This window comes from Psychrobacter sp. W2-37-MNA-CIBAN-0211 (genome assembly GCF_040309405.1).
In the GTDB taxonomy this organism is placed as follows: Bacteria; Pseudomonadota; Gammaproteobacteria; order Pseudomonadales; family Moraxellaceae; genus Psychrobacter; species Psychrobacter glaciei.
The window spans coordinates 1-238 of sequence record NZ_JBEOOU010000554.1 but is presented as its reverse complement, the minus strand read 5'-3'; the positions used below and the strand labels follow the sequence as shown (position 1 = coordinate 238).

Annotated in this window: 1 pseudogene; it reads left to right on the top strand. The window is 45.4% G+C overall.

Features of this window, described 5'->3' with window-relative positions:
• Positions 1-238: pseudogene (locus tag AAEY72_RS16240) on the top strand (serine--tRNA ligase); the annotation flags it as partial.

Genomic DNA, 238 nt, shown 5'->3' with positions numbered 1-238 from the left:
GGCGAAGACGCTCAACCGCTACTAGATGCAGTTGCTAACTTAGGTAGCGAACTATACGCAGCAAAAGCGCAGCAAGATGTAGTATTAGCCGCAATTAACGACATTGCCTTAGCAATTCCAAACTTACCGGACGAGTCGGTACCAGAAGGCGCTGACGAAGACGACAACGTAGAAATTTTAACTTGGGGTACACCTAAAAAGTACGATTTTGAAGTTAAAGACCACGTTGATGTAGGTC